We start from the raw sequence: 15,768 nt of genomic DNA, 5'->3' as shown, positions 1-15,768 counted from the left end.
TCGCGACTCAGCGGAAATGCAGGGCTGATCGCGGTCAAACCGGCGCGTAACCTTGTAACAGAATCTATAAAAAGGATTCTAACCGCTCGGAAGCTTCAGGTTTTGCTGGATAATCTGGAAGGAGTAACAGGCCCGCGCGGGATGCACCGCACCGGCCAGATTGGGCTGCCAGCAATGTCCTGGTGCAAGTGGAGGTCTCGCTCCAATCTTCGTTCCGGGCGCCATAGGAAGCCTGCCAGGACCGGCCCAGGCCCAACACAGCAAAGCGTTTGATGGGACATTCTAAGCGCCTCGCCCGGCACGGCAGCTACCAGAACACATCCACACCGCCTCCTGACAGCGGCGCCCGAACTGCAGGCCACGGACGTGTACGGCCGGGCAGGGGAGGGCGTCGATGGGCTCCTAAAAGTTTTGGACAAGCATTGACGATGAGAGTTGCGGCTCTCGGATCGATGCCCCACCATCGGACCTCTTGCCTCGCGGTCCAACCTGTGGACGCGCGAAACGTTTCCTGCGCGTCGCTCCCCGTGCACGGAGATCGCGACGCACCGGCCGCCAGCATTTGGAAACGATAACTGGAAGCCGGGGAACTATCGCCCAACTTTCGCCTCAGTCGAGCAGGCCGAGGTGGATACTCGCTCCGAGCTGGCGATCGAGGGACGGAAACCGAACGAATGGGCCTGAAAACTTGGTTCGAGCAGGAAAACCCAGAATTTCGGTTTTTCTGGCGAGGAACAAAACGGGAAAAGCTGGATTTTCGATTTTAAGGCCCCTTAGGGGCCGTGAGCCGCTCGGATGATCCACAGGTCCAAGTATTGCCAAAAAAGCTCTGTATGAAGCCCTGAGGCTGCCTAATATTTGGGCAAAAATCGCGCAAATATTGCCATCGAGAATCGCTTGCCGCAACCGGAGCGACCAAGGCTGCCACTCGCTTGCTCCGTCTATGGAACGGGGCCGATCGCGCGAGGGGACGGCGCCCGGGCACTGCAACGGAGCGAACGGCCATGCAATGAGAGAGAGAATAACTTCCGCAGCTAACGCCGCGTGACTACCGCAGGCGATGCGTTTCCAGCGCATTTCGCTGCGAAGCGTGCGTAAACCCGATGGGTGCCGCGTGCCGATGGAGATGAAAATGCCGTCAGTACTGTGAAAATTCTGTCATTCTGACATCGGTGGCAAGGTAAACGCGTCTCTGCGTGCAAAATAGATCAACCGATTCAGCGTGTTGAAATTTTTTCACTCAACGTTTTCACCGCGGGAACGGCTTGCGGCATTTACATGCTGCATTGCGAGAGATAACGCGTAGAGCGTTGAAAATTATGCCGACGCGAAGAGTTAGTCAGGTGAGGTGCAGCTTCGGTGCGAGAAGCTCGCAAATGGCTGGGTCTTCGTTCACGGGCAAGGGGAGTTCGTTTTGGCATCGTCAGTAGTGCTTAAGGCCGTTGGAGCAAGCGAAGGGGTTTTGGCGCGGGCGCGCGACGTTATCGGGATCGAGGCGCGGACGCTTGACGATCTGGCGGCGTCGCTGGACCGCAACTTCGTTTCCGCCTGCGAACTGCTGGGCCTGGCCACCGGGCGCATCGTGGTGGCCGGCATCGGCAAGTCCGGCCATGTCGGACGCAAGATCGCCGCGACCTTCGCGGCTACCGGCTCTCCCGCCATCTACCTCCATCCCGGCGAGGCCGCGCATGGCGATCTCGGCATGCTGGTGGAAGGTGACGTCGTTCTGGCGTTTTCCAATTCGGGCAATACCGCCGAATTCCAGGTGCTGTTCGATCACGCCGACCGGCGCGGCATCCCCGTTGTGGGGGTGACTTCGGGTGAAGGCTCGATGATGCAGCGCCGCTCCACCGTCTGCATTCTGGTGCCGCAGGCGCAGGAAGCCTGCAGTTCGAACATCGCGCCGACCAGTTCGACGACCCAGCAACTGGCGCTAGGCGACGCACTGGCGATGGTGCTGATGGACGCCAGCGGGTTCTCGCGCGACGGCTTCAGGGAACTGCACCCCGGCGGTACGATCGGCCTGCGCCTCGCTTCGGTGGGCCAGCTCATGCACGGCCGGGACAAGCTGCCGCTGGTCGATCGCGAGATGCCGATGGAAGAGGTCATCTCGCAGATGACGTCGATGGGCTTCGGTATTGCCGGCGTCGTCGATCCGGCGGGCAGACTGGTCGGGATCATTACCGACGGCGATCTTCGCCGCCATTTCCGCGACCTTGGCCAGCTTCGCGCGCGCGATGTGATGACGCGGCGGCCCAAGGTCGTGCGCGCCGGCATGATGGCGGAAGATGCCCTGCGCTTCCTCAACGATTCCAAGATCACCTGCGCCTTCGTCGTGGCCGATGACGAAGCCGCCTGCGTGGCGATCAATGACGAGGCGATGGTGACCGGGAACCAGCTGCCCGTGGGCATCATCCACTTGCACGACTTCCTGCGCATGGGCCTGGCGTGAACTCCGCCACGATGGTCGACATGGGGGCCAATTCCAGTTTCGCGATCGTTATTCCCGCCCGCTATGCGTCCACCCGCTACCCCGGAAAGCCGCTGGTCAAGCTGACCGGCGCGACTGGCGAGGCGCGCAGCCTGATCCGCCGCAGCTGGGACTGCGCGATGGCGGTCGAAGGCGCAGCGGGCGTGTGGGTCGCCACTGACGATTCGCGCATTGCCGAGGAAGTGGAAAGCTTCGGCGGGCAGGTGGTCATGACCTCTCCCGATTGCGCCAATGGTACCGAGCGCTGCGCGGAAGCCGTGGCCAAGCTTGGGCCGGTGGCCGACGTCATCGTCAATCTGCAGGGCGATGCGCCGCTATCGCCGGCAAGCGTGATCCCGGGGCTGGTGGCGCAACTGGCGCGCGATCCCGGCGCGGTCATGGCCACGCCGGCGGTGCGGGCATCGCGCACGGTCTATGCCCATCTCACCCAGGACCAGGCAGAGGGCAGGGTGGGTGGCACCACCGTGGTGGTCGATGGGCGCGGCCGCGCACTCTATTTCTCCAAGCGGGTGGTGCCGCATCTGCCGCCGGAAGCGGCGGCGCTGGAATTTCCGCCCGTACACCTCCATCTGGGCCTCTATGCCTATCGTCCGGCCGCCCTGGCGCGCTATGCGGCGGAGCCGGCTTGCGCGCTGGAACAGTTGGAAGGGCTGGAGCAGTTGCGCTTCCTCGACCTTGGCCTGCCGATCGCAGTCGTCCAGCTCGATCCGCTGGCATGGGATGCGATCGAACTGAATAATCCGGGCGATAAGCCGGTAATCGAAGCCATCCTGAAGGAAAGGGGCATTGCCTGAGCAGCTTGCGCCGGCCTTTGAAATCCTTTGGGCTGGCATCGCAGGGCTGCTCCGGCGTCTTCGGGCCGGCATCGCAGGCGTTGCTCCGGCTGCCGCACCGACAAGTCATTCACGTGGCGCGCAATTGACGAAAGGCGCAATCCCGCTTAGCCGCGATAATGTGCGCTCCAAGTTCCCCCGCCAAAGGAGCCGCGTCCACGGACAGGCGTGGATGGCCGGCGTGTACATGACGTGCGCCGCCCGACAAGGATGATCGAATGAGCGTGACGGTTGCCGCTGTCGTGTTGATGATGGGTTCGCCGGTTCCCGACGCCGCGACCGCGACGTTGGGCGCGAATCTGGCCCAGGCCACCGTCGAAAGTACCACGGCGCCGCAAGCCCCGGCGGGCGCTTCGGCTGAAGCTTCGGCCCAGACGTCGCCCGCTCAAACCTCGCCCACTCAGGCGTCACCCGCTCAGGCGGCCCCGCTTCCCATCGTGCTGCCGACTTTCGGTAGCGCCGAGAGCGCGCCGCAACAGACCACTTTCGATCCGGCGACCTCGCTGCCGACGCTCGGATCCGCGCAGACCGGCGAAAATACGCCCGCCAACGACAATTCCGACCCGACGATGGCGGGCTCGGAAATCATCGTGCGCCACCGCCGGCCGTCGCCGGGTGATCCGCTGGAGCAGATCAACGTCGAATCGTTCAAGGCCGTGCAGGCGGTGGACAAGGCAGTGATCGAGCCGGTCGCCAAGATCTATAACAAGGGTATTCCGCGGCCGATCCGTCAGGGCCTGCGCAATTTCTTCAACAATTTCAATGAACCCGTGGTGTTCCTGGCCTACATGCTGCAGCTGAAGCCGGGCAAGGCGGCGGAAACGGCCGGGCGCTTCGTGATCAACACCACGCTGGGCGTCGCGGGTTTTGTCGATGTCGCCAAGCGCAAGCCGTTCAATCTGCCCTATCGCCCCAATGGGCTGGCTAACGTGATGGGCTTCTACGGCATCGGTCCGGGGCCTTACATGTATCTGCCGCTTGTCGGCCCGACCACCGTGCGCGATCTGATCGGCGATACGATCGACAATCTGGTGCTGGCGCCCACGCTGATCGGCAAGCCTTTCACCAAGCCCGAAGTGGCGCTGCCGATGAGCGTTGTGCGGCAATTGGGTGAGCGCGGCGCGTTCGACGAAGAGATCAACCGCATCCGCGCGACGGACGACCCCTATGCGACTTATCGCGAACTCTATCTGCGGCAGCGTCAGGCGGAAATCGACGCACTGCATGGCCGCGTGACGCCGAATGTCGTGCCGGTCTACGGGCCGGGCATGAAAACCCCCGGCAAGAAGAAGAAGGACGAAGCGGCGCCAGAAGCGCAGCAGCCGGCCGCGGTTCCCGCTGATCCGGCGGCAGCAGCGCCGGTTGCGGCACCCGCATCTGGGCCAAGCGCGGTTTCGGTAACGCCGCCGGTGCCGGGCGTGCCCGACGCGGCAGGGCAGGGCGGCACGCCCACCCAGACGCTGCCCGTTCAGCCCCAGTCACAGGCCCAGGCTCAGCCTCAGGGCAATCCGGCGCTGCTCGAAACCCAGCCCTGATCGCCCGGCGGACGCAGGGGATATCCGCGGCGAGCCGTTTACCAGTAGCGCTTCACTTCGCCGAAAGCGTCCATCGCGCGGGCTGCGGATTTGACGAGGCGTGGTTTATCGCCGCGTGCGACAAGATCGCTTGCCCGGGGCAGGTCGCTCAGGCCTAGCCGCTCTACGACGGCGGGCGCGCTGGCCAGATCGTTGAGCACGCCCAGACGGTCCTGCAGGGTTTCCAGTTCGTCCACGAAATGGTCGCGGCGGCGGGCCTGCTTGCCGGTATAGAGCGCGGCGAAGAAGTCCGCCGCATAACGCAGCTTCTTCGCCGCCTTGCGTGCCTCGTGCCGCGCTTCATCGTCCAGCGATGGCAGATCGCGGCCCCGTTTTTTCAATACCTTGCGCCGATGGCGCAGCGTTTTTGCAGCGAAGGCGCAGACCGGCTGGTCGCGTGTGTCGGCATGGGCGGGCGTTGCCGCCCAGTCGCCCAGCACGATCCATTCGGCCAGATCCAGCATCAGCGCGCGGGTGCGTTTGGACCGCAAGGTGATGCCGACCCCGGCATAGGCGCGGGTGCGTGCGGCGGTCAGCCGCGCAAGCAGATCGGCATCCCGCGCATCGGCAATCACCACGTCCACTTCGCGCGCGGCACCCAATTTTCCAGCCAGCCAGCGCAGTTCGCGGCCGATTCTGGCGGCCACGCGATCTTCGGCCAGCATCGCCTTGTAGATCGTCAGTGCCGAGCGCAGGCGGCGGATCGCGACGCGGGCCTGATGCAGCGCGGCGGCATCGTCATGGTCCAGAATCGCCGGCAGGTTGCGGTGGAACTGGCCGATGCAGGCGCCGACTATGGCCCGAAACGCCTCGCCCGCGGTCATCTCCGCGGTCAGGTCGATGGGGAGGGCCTTTACGGCGCGTGCGGCCGGGCCCAGCAGGCGATAGCCGCGCTCCGCCTTGCTGCGCACATTGATCCGCGCCGGCGCCACGGCGTCGATCTTGCGGGCAAGGTCGAACAGCGCGGCAAGATCGCCGCCCTTGCGCTCCAGTTCCACTTCGCAGATCGGCGTGAAGCGGTCGCCGGCGACGATCCGGCCCCGGTCGAGCGCCACTTCCACGCCGTTCACTACCCAGATCCGCCGCTGGTTCTCCACCGTGAACACGGGCGAGAGCGTGGCGGTCTGCGGCCCCAGCAGCGCGGTGACCGGGCTATCCGTGTCGAGGATGGGGTGATCGCCGGAAACCTCGCACTCCCATTCCGAGCGGACCAGCAGGCCGGCGGCAGAGCGATCGGCCTTCACCGTCTGCACCCGGCGCCTGCCGCTGCGGCGGATGCGCAGCGACAGCCCGGCCTGCGAAAGCGCGTGGTCGGGGGTATCGAAATAGGTCGATTCCTGCCGGACCGCCGTGGGCGAAGACGCGAACAGCCCCGCGCCTTCCAGCGCATCGGCACCTTCCGGCGTCAGTTCAAGCTTCAGTTCCTCTTCGTCGGCTGCGTTCGCAGTCATGCCGGATCTCCGCCCTCTTGACGGAAATCATAGGGGAAACCGGTGCTTATTGACAGTGCCGTGACGAAAGGGGCCCCCGTCCTCTACATCGTCGTCCATTGGCCCCTTCCGTCATGGCTGGATGCGCCCGATCAGGAGGCAGGCTTTTCCACTTTGCCCGCCTTCATCACGAAGGCCACGTGCTGCAGCAGGCGCACGTCCTGCAGGGGATCGCCGTCCACCGCGATGATATCGCCGTAGCGGCCGGGGGCGATAGCGCCGAGGTCGGCCGTGCGGTCCAGCGCCTCTGCCGCGTTGCGGGTGGCGGCCTGGATCGCCTCCATCGGCGTCATGCCCCATTCCACCATCTTGGCGAACTGCAGGGCGTTGTCGCCATTGGGATAGACGCCGCCGTCGGTGCCGAACAGCATCTTCACCCCGGCCGCGTGGGCGGCGCGGAAGGTCTGGCGCTGCTTCAGGCCGATCGCCTTCTCCTTGGCCAGGCTTTCGGCGAAGACGCCGTTCTTCGCGCCTTCTGCCAGGATGTAGTCATCGTCATAGATGTCCATATCGAACCAGGCGCCGTGGTCCTTCGCCAGCTTGAAGCTGGTTTCGTCCGCCAGGCTGGCGTGTTCGATGGTGTCCACCCCGGCGCGCAGGGCGGTGTTGATGCCTTCGGTGCCGTGGGCGTGGACGGCCACGCGCATGCCCAGCATGTGCGCCTCATCCACGATCGCCTTGATCTCTTCATAGCTCAGCTGCTGCGCGCCCACCGAGTCCGTCTTCGACAGCACGCCGCCGGTCATGCAGACCTTGATGACTTCGGCGCCATACTTGCGGTTGCGGCGCACGGCGGCGCGGAAACCGTCGGGCGTGTTGGCGATCTGGGGGGAGGGCACCTGGACCGAGGGCGGGAATTCGGTGCTGTCGCAGTGGCCCCCGGTTACACCCAGCGCGTACGTGGCCGGCACGATGCGCGGGCCCGGGACATAGCCCTTTTCGATGCCCTGCTTTAGCGCGACATCGTCATAGTTGGACGAACCGACGTTGCGCACGGTGGTGAAGCCCGCGTCCAGCGTGCGCTTGGCATTGGCGACGCCCACGACCGTCCAGAAATTATCGGTATATTCAAGGCCGTTATAGCCCGAAATCGTCGGGTCCGAGGTCAGGTGGACGTGCATGTCGATCAGGCCCGGCACCAGCGTGCGATCGCCCAGATCGATGCGCCTGGCATCCTGCGGAACGGCATCGCCCTGACGGCCGACGCTGACGATGCGGCCATCGGTGACGACGACCTGCGGCTTGTCGACCGACTTGCCGGCCAGCACGTCCACCATGCGCGCGGCGGTGAGCACCACCGTCTCTGCATGAACCGCCGTGGACATCGCAACCGAGGCCAGCAGGGCAGCCACAGACAAACGCAAGCGCATCATCGTTCTCCGAAGAATGGGAAAAACACAAAGGATGGAAGCGCCCGGCGCGCGCGACTTACGCCCCGAAACAATACCCCCGCCGCCGATAGAGCACAGACCGGCAGGGCCCGGCAAGAGCCGCGCTGACGGTGGTGACGGGCCGGTGCGAGGGGTAGGGCGGGGAGCGGAGATCGGGACTTTCGAGAGCAAGATGCTGTCACAGTTGTTCCCAAGATATGGCCAGTAATTCTACCGGGTCCGTCAATCGTTTGCAGATCGCCTGTCTGTGTACACAAGTGATCGGTCCAACCGCGTTCTCGGCTATTGCTCACGATGAAAGCCCTTATTTACCAATTGTTGCGCATACTCTCGGTGGCGGAATTTGGCGGTGGGCAAGTGGGGATGCGTACATTTGGCAAGCGATTGCCTGGAACGGTTGGAGTGCCTTCGGTTTCCCCGGCGGCTTCGCAGCCAATTGCGGGGGCGATTGCTGGGCCGATTGCGGGAACGACTTCGCAAGCGGCTGGCGTCTCGGAACGGCGGCCTGCTCCCTTGTCGAGTTCGGCGCCTCTTCCGGCCGCACCGGTAGAAGCCGCGTTCCGGCCGCTTTCGGGCAATGCCTTTGCCGTGCTGGGGCTGCCGCTGGATGCCAGTCAGGACCGCGTCTCGCAGCGGGTGGACGATCTGGCTTTCGAGGAAGGGCAGGATGAGGCCGCGTTGCAGGCGGCACGGGCCAGCCTGTTTTCGGCGCGGGACCGGCTGGGGCAGGAAATCGGCTGGCTGCCCGAATGCACGCCGGACCAGCAGCAGGCCGCGATTGCCGCCATCGCGCGCGGCGATGCGGCGGCGCTGCTGCATTTGTCCGGCCGGACGACGGGGTTGGCCGCGATCAATCTGGCCGAAGCCGGGGCCGACTTGCGCGCTATAGACGTGCAGCCGGCGTTCGACCTGATCGAGATCATCGCCCGGTGGCAGCCGGAAACCACGCTGAACCTGCTGGACGAGGCGCGCGGGCGCGGCGGCTATCGCCCGATCGACGTGGACCAGTGGGAGCGGGCCGTGGCCGGGCGGCTGGGCGATGCGGCGGCGCGGCTGGGCCCGCTGATTGCCGCCTCCCCCGAAGGCCGCGCGCGCCTGACCGGCACCGTGCATCGTTCCGCCAGGCCGGGATCGACGCTGGCCGCGTTTCTCGAAGCCTTGCAAACCGCTTACGCCGCCGCGATCCAGGAACCGCTGGGGCGGCTGGAGATGCGCATCCAGACCAGCGTGGCGCTGATCGATGCCGATCCCGCCAATGCGATGCAGATCAACAGCCTGATCGCCGTGCTCAACCAGTGGTCCGCTTATCGCCGGCCGATCCAGGTGATGGAAGCGGCGCGCGCGCTGGACGATGGGGAATCCGCGCGGATCTTCGATTCGCTGCTGGGGCTGACGGTCAAGATCGCCAATACGCATGACCAGCATGGCGTCGCGCTGCGGCTGGCGGAGGCTCTGCTCGATGCTTTTGCCCACTTTCCGCAGCAGCGCAAACGGCTGGAGCAGCAGATGCCGGTGCTGTTGGGCAACGTCGCGGTCCAGCGCCTGACCGAGCTGGGCGATCGCATTGCCAAGCAGCGCAGCCGTTTCGTTGCTCAGGTGAAGAGTGGCCGGATGGGCCCGAAGGCCAAGGGCCTGGCTGCCGAGCTTATCGAATGTTTCGAAGCCACACTGGAAGCCGCGGAAGGCAAGCGGGTGGCCCCTTTCCAGTTGGCCCGTGCGATCATCATCGCGACGTACAATAAAACGCGCGACCGCCAATGCGCGAGGATCCTGTTCAGATGGTTGCTGGACGAAGACCCGCCCGAGACGGTCCGCGACCAGCTGAAACGCGATCTGAACCAGCTGAACGCCGGGTTTGCCGGATGGGCTTTGGGCATTTCCAGCATCGTCCTGCTGCTGATGCGCTGCGGCGGACACCATGATGCACCCCGGCACCGGGAACCGTCGGCGCAATCTTCGTCGGCCCCATCATCGGCCCTTTCATCAGGCGCTTCGGCGCGCGAACCGGCGCGAGAGACGTCGCCATCCGCTGCCGAGGCGCAGGCCAGCGCGCGGGCGCAGGAACTGGCCCGCATGCGGGAGGAAATCCGCCAGTCGAATGCCGAAGCGGAGCGCATCCGCGCCGCCAACGACGCCCAGCGGGCGCAAGGGATGCGCCGCGAATGGGAAGAGCCGCGGCCTCGGCCGACATGGGGCAGGGGCTATGGCGGCTACCCGCCAGCCAATGGTGCACCGCCATCCCCGCCCACATACTCGGGCCCGGCATACTCAGGGACCACGGGCGCTGCCATGCAGGGAGCCAAGCCATGACCGACTTGTCCGCCGAAATGCCGGCTCAGGCCGCCGACGACAGCCGCCGCACGCTGGCCGAAGTGGCCAGCCTGGCCTGGAAGCTGGCCGATGCGCTGGCGGGGGAGCTTGCTCAGGCCCCGCCCTCCCGCACCCAGGCCGGGCAGGCCATGCTGCGCTTTGCCGGGCGGCGGCTGGATACCTTGCTGGCGCAGGGCGACTTGCGGCTGGTCACGTTCGACGGCCAGGACTGGGGCGCCCAGATCCCGGCCAATCCGATCAATCCCGACGAAGTGGAAGGCTGCGAGAACGTGGCCGTGGACCGCACCGTCGAACCTACCATCCTGTGCGGGACCGATGTCGTGCTGCCCGGCCGGATACTCCTGAGGAAAGCCTGACATGTATCTGGGTATCGATCTCGGCACGTCGAATTCGGCCATCGTCGGCCATCAGGACGGGCGGCTGACGCTGTTCAAGTCGGTCAGCGGGGAGGATGTGCTGCCTTCGGTGGTGATGCGCGACCGCACCGGCAGCCGCTATGTGGGCAAGCGTGCCTACGACCAGCTTCAGGTATCCCCGCAAGGCATCGCCGCGCGGTTCAAACGCCTGCTGGGCACCGATACCGCGCTGCCCTTCGGCACCGAGGACGAGACGATCACGCCGGAGGATGCCAGCGCCGAAGTGCTGCGCCAGTTGGTGAAGCAGGCGCGGATGCGGGTGGGCGATGCGGCGGTGGAGGGCACCGTGATCACCGTGCCGGCGGCGTTCAACCAGATGCAGTCCGAAGCGACGATCCGCGCCGCGCGGGCCGCCGGGCTCGATCGGGTGGGCCTGCTGCAGGAGCCGATCGCCGCCGCGCTCGCCTGTCTGGAGCGGCCGGGTACGCGCAGCGGGCTGTTCCTGATCTACGATCTTGGCGGCGGCACGTTCGACGTGGCGCTGGTGCGCGCGGTGGAGGGTTCGGTCTCCATCGAGGCGCATGAGGGCATCAACATGCTGGGCGGCAGCGATTTCGACCGCACGCTGGTCGACCGCGTGGTGCGCCCCTGGCTGCTGGCCAATTTCACGCTGCCCGAAGACTTTCACCGGCGGCCCGAATTTCGCCGCCTGCTGGCGCTGGCGACGGCCAATGCCGAACTGGCCAAGATCGAACTGTCGTTTGCCGAACAGGCGATCGTCTTCGTTTCCGACCACGATGCGCGCACCAACGATCTGGATGGGCGGCCGATCTATCTGGAGATTGTGATCTCGCGCGCCGAACTGGAAGCGCTGGTGGCCGAACGGATCGAGCGATCGGTGGAGCTTTGCCGCAAGGTCGTGGCGGACAATGGCTATGCGCCTTCGGACATCGACCGGGTGGTGCTGATCGGCGGGCCTTCGCGCATGCCCATCGTGCGGCGGCTGGTTCCGGCCGGGTTGGGCATTGCCGCCGATCTGGAAATCGATCCGATGACGGCCGTGGCGCGCGGCGCGGCGATCTATGCCGAAGGGCGCGACTGGTCGGGCACCGACGGAGCCGGGAGTGGCTCCGGTGGGAAGCAGGGACGCCTGCAGGAAGCAGCGGGCGCGGCGGTATCCTATGACTACGAAGCGCGCACTTTGCGCGATCGCGGGCGCATCCGCGTCACGGCACAGGCCGAAGGGGCAGAGGGGCTGCGCGTCTCCGCGCTGGCCAGCGACGGGCGCGACTATGGCGAGCGGCTGGTGAGCGAAAGCCCGGTCTTCTCGGTCCAGTTGGGCGAAGGCGAAACCCGCGTGCGGATGACCGTGACCGACGCGGCTGGTCGGCCGGTGGAAGACGCCTGCCGCGAGCTGACGATCACCCGCGTGGTGGCCGTGGCCGCCGGTGCGCCCTGCACCAGCACCATTGCCGTGAAAGTGGAGGACAGCGACGGCGTGCGCACGATCAACGTGCTGGAACCGCTGGTGACCAAGGGCGAGACGCTGCCGCGCCAGGGGACGAAAGTCCTACGCGCCGCGCGCAAGATCGATCCGGGCACGGCCGAATGGATCGACGTCGAACTGTTCGAACAGGCGGAGGGGGTGCCGGAGCCGGAGGCGAACCTGCTGGTGGGCGCGTTCCGCCTTTCCGGAGAGGATTTGCCTGCCTATAGCCGCCCGCTGGCCCCCGGCGAGCAAGTGGTGCTGCACTGGTCGGTGGATGACAGCCAGTTGATCCGCTGCTCCATCGAATTGCCCGACCACGGGCTGCACTTGCGCGATCACAGCTTCTATATCGAGGATCTGGCCCGCATCGATTTCGCCACGGGTGGCCGCGCCTATGCGACCGAGGCGATGGCCGGCGTCCACATGCGGATCGATCAGGCGCGCGATGTGCTGACGCGCCATGCGCCGGGCGAACTGAGCGACCTCTATGCCCGCATCGGCGAACAGTTCGACCGGCTGGAGATCACCGCCGATGCCGACGGTTTCCGCTCGATCGCGGAAGAGGCGCGGCTGATCGGGCAGGATCTTTCCCGTCTGCTGCATCGCCCGGAACTGCGCGCCGCGGTGCTGCGCCATGAACTGGAAGCGGCGGAGCGGCAGGTTCGAAACCTTTCCGCGATCCTCTCTCCGGGGGATATGGCGGACGTGGCCAGCCATCGGGAAACCGCGCTGCGGGCGATTGCCGATGCCCGCTTCCAGATCGCGCGGCGCGCGATAGAGGCGATCGAAACGGTGCGCGGCCGCGCGCTGGTGGCGCAGCCCGAGTTCCTGGTCGGCCAGTTCCACTGGCTCTGCGGACAACGCCGCGCGGCGGTGGATGCCGTGCGCTTCGACCTCACCGCCCGCCGCGGAGAGGCGGCACTGGCGGCGAACGACCTGCAGGCCCTGCGTCAGGTGATCGGCGAGCTTTACGGCCTGCTGCCGGCCCGCGCAGAAGGTGGTGACGTGTCGGCACTGGCCGGTTTGCGCCGCTAGCCGGGGCCGAGAGCAGGGGCCGATAGCAGGGCAGGCGGACCTGCCCGGCGCGGTCATTGCATGGCGAGCGAGGCGGCTTCCGCGGCGCAAGTCTCTGTTGGCGGCGGGGCGGGAAGGGTGCTGCCCGCCAGTTCGGTCCGCGCTGCCGCAAGGTCGGCCCGGAAGGCCGGATCCGCATGGAGCCGCGCCACCGCTGCCGCCGCGACCAGACGCCCGGCATCGACATCGCTGGCCCAATGGGCGTTGCAGACCAGACGGCTTTCCCCGAAATCGCGGCCGCGCTGGAGGATCGCGTCGGTTCGATCGGGCACCAGTTCGACCAGGATCAGCGCCCAGCCCCAGCCCAGGGCGCTATGGCCGGAGGGGTAGGACCCGTCCTGCCGCAGCGCCGCCTCGTCCGCCGGCAGGCATGTGCCGTTTCCGTGCGCGACGAAGGGGCGGACGCGCTGGTAATGCGTCTTCGCCTTGTAGGTCGAAAGGCCGATGTCGATCATCGCCTTGCCCAGCAACCGGTAGAGCACCGGCGTCCGCTTCGGATCGGGCGTGACGCCGGCCGCGCAGGCGAAGGTCTGGAGGGCATGGGCGGGCTTCAGATCGGCATCGCTGGCCGCCTGAACGAAGCGCGGCGAGCCGGGATCGCGCGCGGTGGCCTTGCTGACCTCCTCATCCCGCACGAAGGCGGCCGACCCTGCCGGGGGCGGCGGGGGCAGCAGGGCAAGGCTGTCCGGCAACTGATCGGGCGGCAGATAGCCCTTGGGCATGTTCGGTGGCAGCTTGGCCGCGATGGAGGGCGTCAGCGCCGGTGCCGTTCCTGTCGCGGGCTGATCGGCGGCCCCGGGCGCCGCCGCGATCATGAAGACCGCGACGGCGCCCAGCGCAACCGGCAGAACCGGTTTAACGGGCCGCATCCGTCAGCTCGAACCGGCGGCGGCGTCGCCCATCTTGGCGATCGCGTCGTCGATGGTGAAGCTGTTGGGATGCTGGATCGGCGGGAAGTCCTTGAACGTCTCCGCGAACATCGCCGCGCCGGTTTGCGCGGCGTAGATGAAGTAGGCGTTGTACAGGAACCAGTCGTAATAAGTGTTCGACGTGATATCGGCGAACTCGTATGGGTCCGTTCGCAGATTGAACAGCTTGGGCAAGCGTAGCCGCGTGAACGGTTCCGCCCAGACCTGCATGGTGCCCTTGCAGCGCTGTTCCAGGAAGACGAGCTTCCAATTGTCGTAGCGCATGGCCAGGATGTCGCCATCGTCGCTGATGTAGAAGAAGAAGTTGCGCGGGCTGTTCTCCTCCTTGCCGGTGATATGGCCCAGCAGGCTAACCCCGTCGATGTGGTTCTTGTAGGTTCGCCCGATCGCCGGGTAGCCCTTTTTGACCTTCTCGACGATGTCTGGCTCACCCGCCATTTCAAGGAACGTCGGCAACCAGTCGTGGTGCTGGACGATGCCGTTCGACACCGATCCCGGCTCTACCTTGCCCGGCCAGCGGATGATCAGCGGAATGCGGAAGGCGCCTTCCCAGTTGGTGTTCTTTTCGCTGCGGAATGGGGTCATGCCGCCATCGGGCCAGGAATTGCGGTGCGGGCCGTTGTCGGTGGAATACATGACGAAGGTGTCGTCTGCGATGCCCATTTCGTCGAGCGCGTCGAGCACCTCGCCCACGTTCTTGTCATGATCGATCATGGTGTCGTGATAGGGCGACTGCCAGCGGCCGGCCTGGCCCAGGCTTTCCTTCTTCGTGTGCGTGAACATATGCATGTGCGTGGTGTTGATCCACACGAACCAGGGCTTGCCTTCGGCCTCCTGCTTTTTCATGAAAGCCAGCGCCGCCGCGACGAACTCGTCGTCGCAGGTTTCCATGCGTTCCTTGGTGAGCGGGCCGGTATCCTCGATCTTCTGCTTCCCCACCTTGCCCCAGCGCGGCATTTCGGTGGTGTCGTCGGTGTCCGTCGCCCAGCTGTGGATCACGCCGCGCGGCCCGAAACGGTCCTTGAAGTTCGGCATATCCGGCTCATGGGTCGGATAGTTGGCCATTTCCGGCTCTTCCTCGGCATTGAGGTGGTAGAGGTTGCCGAAGAATTCGTCGAACCCGTGGTTGGTGGGCAGCATGTGGTTCAGGTCGCCCAGGTGGTTCTTGCCGAACTGGCCGGTGGCATAGCCCTGTTCCTTCAGCAGCGCGGCGATGGTGACGATCTTCTCGCTCATGCCGATGGGCGCGGCGGGAATGCCCACCTTGGAAAGGCCGGTGCGCAGCACGCTCTGCCCGGTGATGAAGGAGGACCGGCCTGCCGTACAGCTCTGTTCGCCGTAGCTGTCGGTGAACTTCATGCCTTCCTTGGCAAGGCGATCGATGTTCGGCGTTTTATAGCCCATCAGGCCGTCAGTATAGCAGCTGAGATTGCTGATCCCGATATCGTCACCCCAGATGACCAGGATGTTCGGCTTTCCATTCGGCATGGTAGAGTCCTTCCCAGAAGTTCCCTTGCATGGTCGAAGTTCTTTACGCGATTATCTATCGGGGATTCCCCTAGGCCGGCATGCGCGGGTTCCGTGAAGAGATTCACTTGCCGGCCGGGCAGGCGCGCAGGCCAGCCTCCGGGAGGGTCCGGTGCGGGACCCGGAAGCATATGCGCGAGATCGGGGGTAAACCCCTATTCAGCCGCACGCGTTGTTGCCGCACAGTTCTTGCAAGACTGCGGATCGAAAGACCGGGATCAGGAGCGGGCAAATGGCCGTTTTGGATAGGCAATGCGGGTCGCCGTGCCAGTGACAGTGGCGA

General features: G+C 65.6%; 10 protein-coding genes. 6 read left to right on the top strand and 4 right to left on the bottom strand.

All coding sequences use genetic code 11. From position 1 onward, the window contains the following. The first annotated feature begins 1,414 nt into the window (after nt 1-1,414). The 3 genes from ACZ1JV_RS01595 to ACZ1JV_RS01585 all read left to right on the top strand — a co-directional run bounded on the left by ACZ1JV_RS01595 (nt 1,415) and on the right by ACZ1JV_RS01585 (nt 4,859). Nucleotides 1,415-2,452, top strand: coding sequence for a KpsF/GutQ family sugar-phosphate isomerase (locus tag ACZ1JV_RS01595; RefSeq protein ID WP_465138860.1), 1,038 nt, complete (start codon nt 1,415-1,417; stop codon nt 2,450-2,452). Nucleotides 2,453-2,463: 11 nt separating this feature from the next. Next, nucleotides 2,464-3,285 carry a 3-deoxy-manno-octulosonate cytidylyltransferase gene (locus ACZ1JV_RS01590; protein ID WP_465149757.1) on the top strand — a complete coding sequence of 274 codons (822 nt, stop codon included), beginning with the start codon at nt 2,464-2,466 and terminating at the stop codon, nt 3,283-3,285. Between the two features lie 257 nt (nt 3,286-3,542). Beyond that, nucleotides 3,543-4,859 carry an MlaA family lipoprotein gene (locus ACZ1JV_RS01585; protein ID WP_465149326.1) on the top strand — a complete coding sequence of 439 codons (1,317 nt, stop codon included), beginning with the start codon at nt 3,543-3,545 and terminating at the stop codon, nt 4,857-4,859. Between the two features lie 38 nt (nt 4,860-4,897). Here ACZ1JV_RS01585 and ACZ1JV_RS01580 read toward each other — a convergent pair whose 3' ends face one another. Beyond that, nucleotides 4,898-6,349 (bottom strand): CYTH and CHAD domain-containing protein, encoded by a 1,452-nt coding sequence (locus ACZ1JV_RS01580; protein WP_465149325.1) that lies wholly within the window; start codon nt 6,347-6,349, stop codon nt 4,898-4,900. Between the two features lie 131 nt (nt 6,350-6,480). After that, a complete protein-coding gene (locus ACZ1JV_RS01575) occupies nt 6,481-7,761 on the bottom strand; it encodes a Xaa-Pro dipeptidase (RefSeq protein WP_465149324.1) in 1,281 nt (426 codons plus the stop codon). 531 nt (nt 7,762-8,292) lie between these two features. On the opposite strand from ACZ1JV_RS01575, the gene ACZ1JV_RS01570 reads away from it, so the two are divergent. The 3 genes from ACZ1JV_RS01570 to ACZ1JV_RS01560 are packed head-to-tail and all read left to right on the top strand — an operon-like array spanning nt 8,293 to nt 12,990. Further along, nucleotides 8,293-10,089 carry a hypothetical protein gene (locus ACZ1JV_RS01570; protein WP_465149323.1) on the top strand — a complete coding sequence of 599 codons (1,797 nt, stop codon included), beginning with the start codon at nt 8,293-8,295 and terminating at the stop codon, nt 10,087-10,089. Then, the gene (locus ACZ1JV_RS01565) at nt 10,086-10,466 is read left to right on the top strand and encodes a hypothetical protein (protein ID WP_465149322.1); all 381 of its coding nucleotides are present in this window, start codon (nt 10,086-10,088) and stop codon (nt 10,464-10,466) included. The genes ACZ1JV_RS01570 and ACZ1JV_RS01565 overlap by 4 nt, the downstream gene beginning before the upstream one ends. Nucleotide 10,467: 1 nt before the next feature. Then, nucleotides 10,468-12,990 (top strand): Hsp70 family protein, encoded by a 2,523-nt coding sequence (locus tag ACZ1JV_RS01560; RefSeq protein WP_465149321.1) that lies wholly within the window; start codon nt 10,468-10,470, stop codon nt 12,988-12,990. 53 nt (nt 12,991-13,043) lie between these two features. Here the strand turns inward: ACZ1JV_RS01560 and ACZ1JV_RS01555 are convergent, their stop codons facing one another. Then, nucleotides 13,044-13,898, bottom strand: a complete 855-nt coding sequence (locus ACZ1JV_RS01555; protein WP_465149320.1) for an acid phosphatase — start codon at nt 13,896-13,898, stop codon at nt 13,044-13,046. 3 nt (nt 13,899-13,901) lie between these two features. After that, entirely contained in the window at nt 13,902-15,446 is a 1,545-nt protein-coding gene (locus ACZ1JV_RS01550) for an arylsulfatase (RefSeq protein WP_465149319.1), read from the bottom strand. Between the last annotated feature and the right edge of the window lie 322 nt (nt 15,447-15,768).

The sequence above is a fragment of the Novosphingobium sp. BL-S-19 genome (genome assembly GCF_055521675.1).
This window is presented reverse-complemented; position numbering and strand designations above follow the sequence as displayed.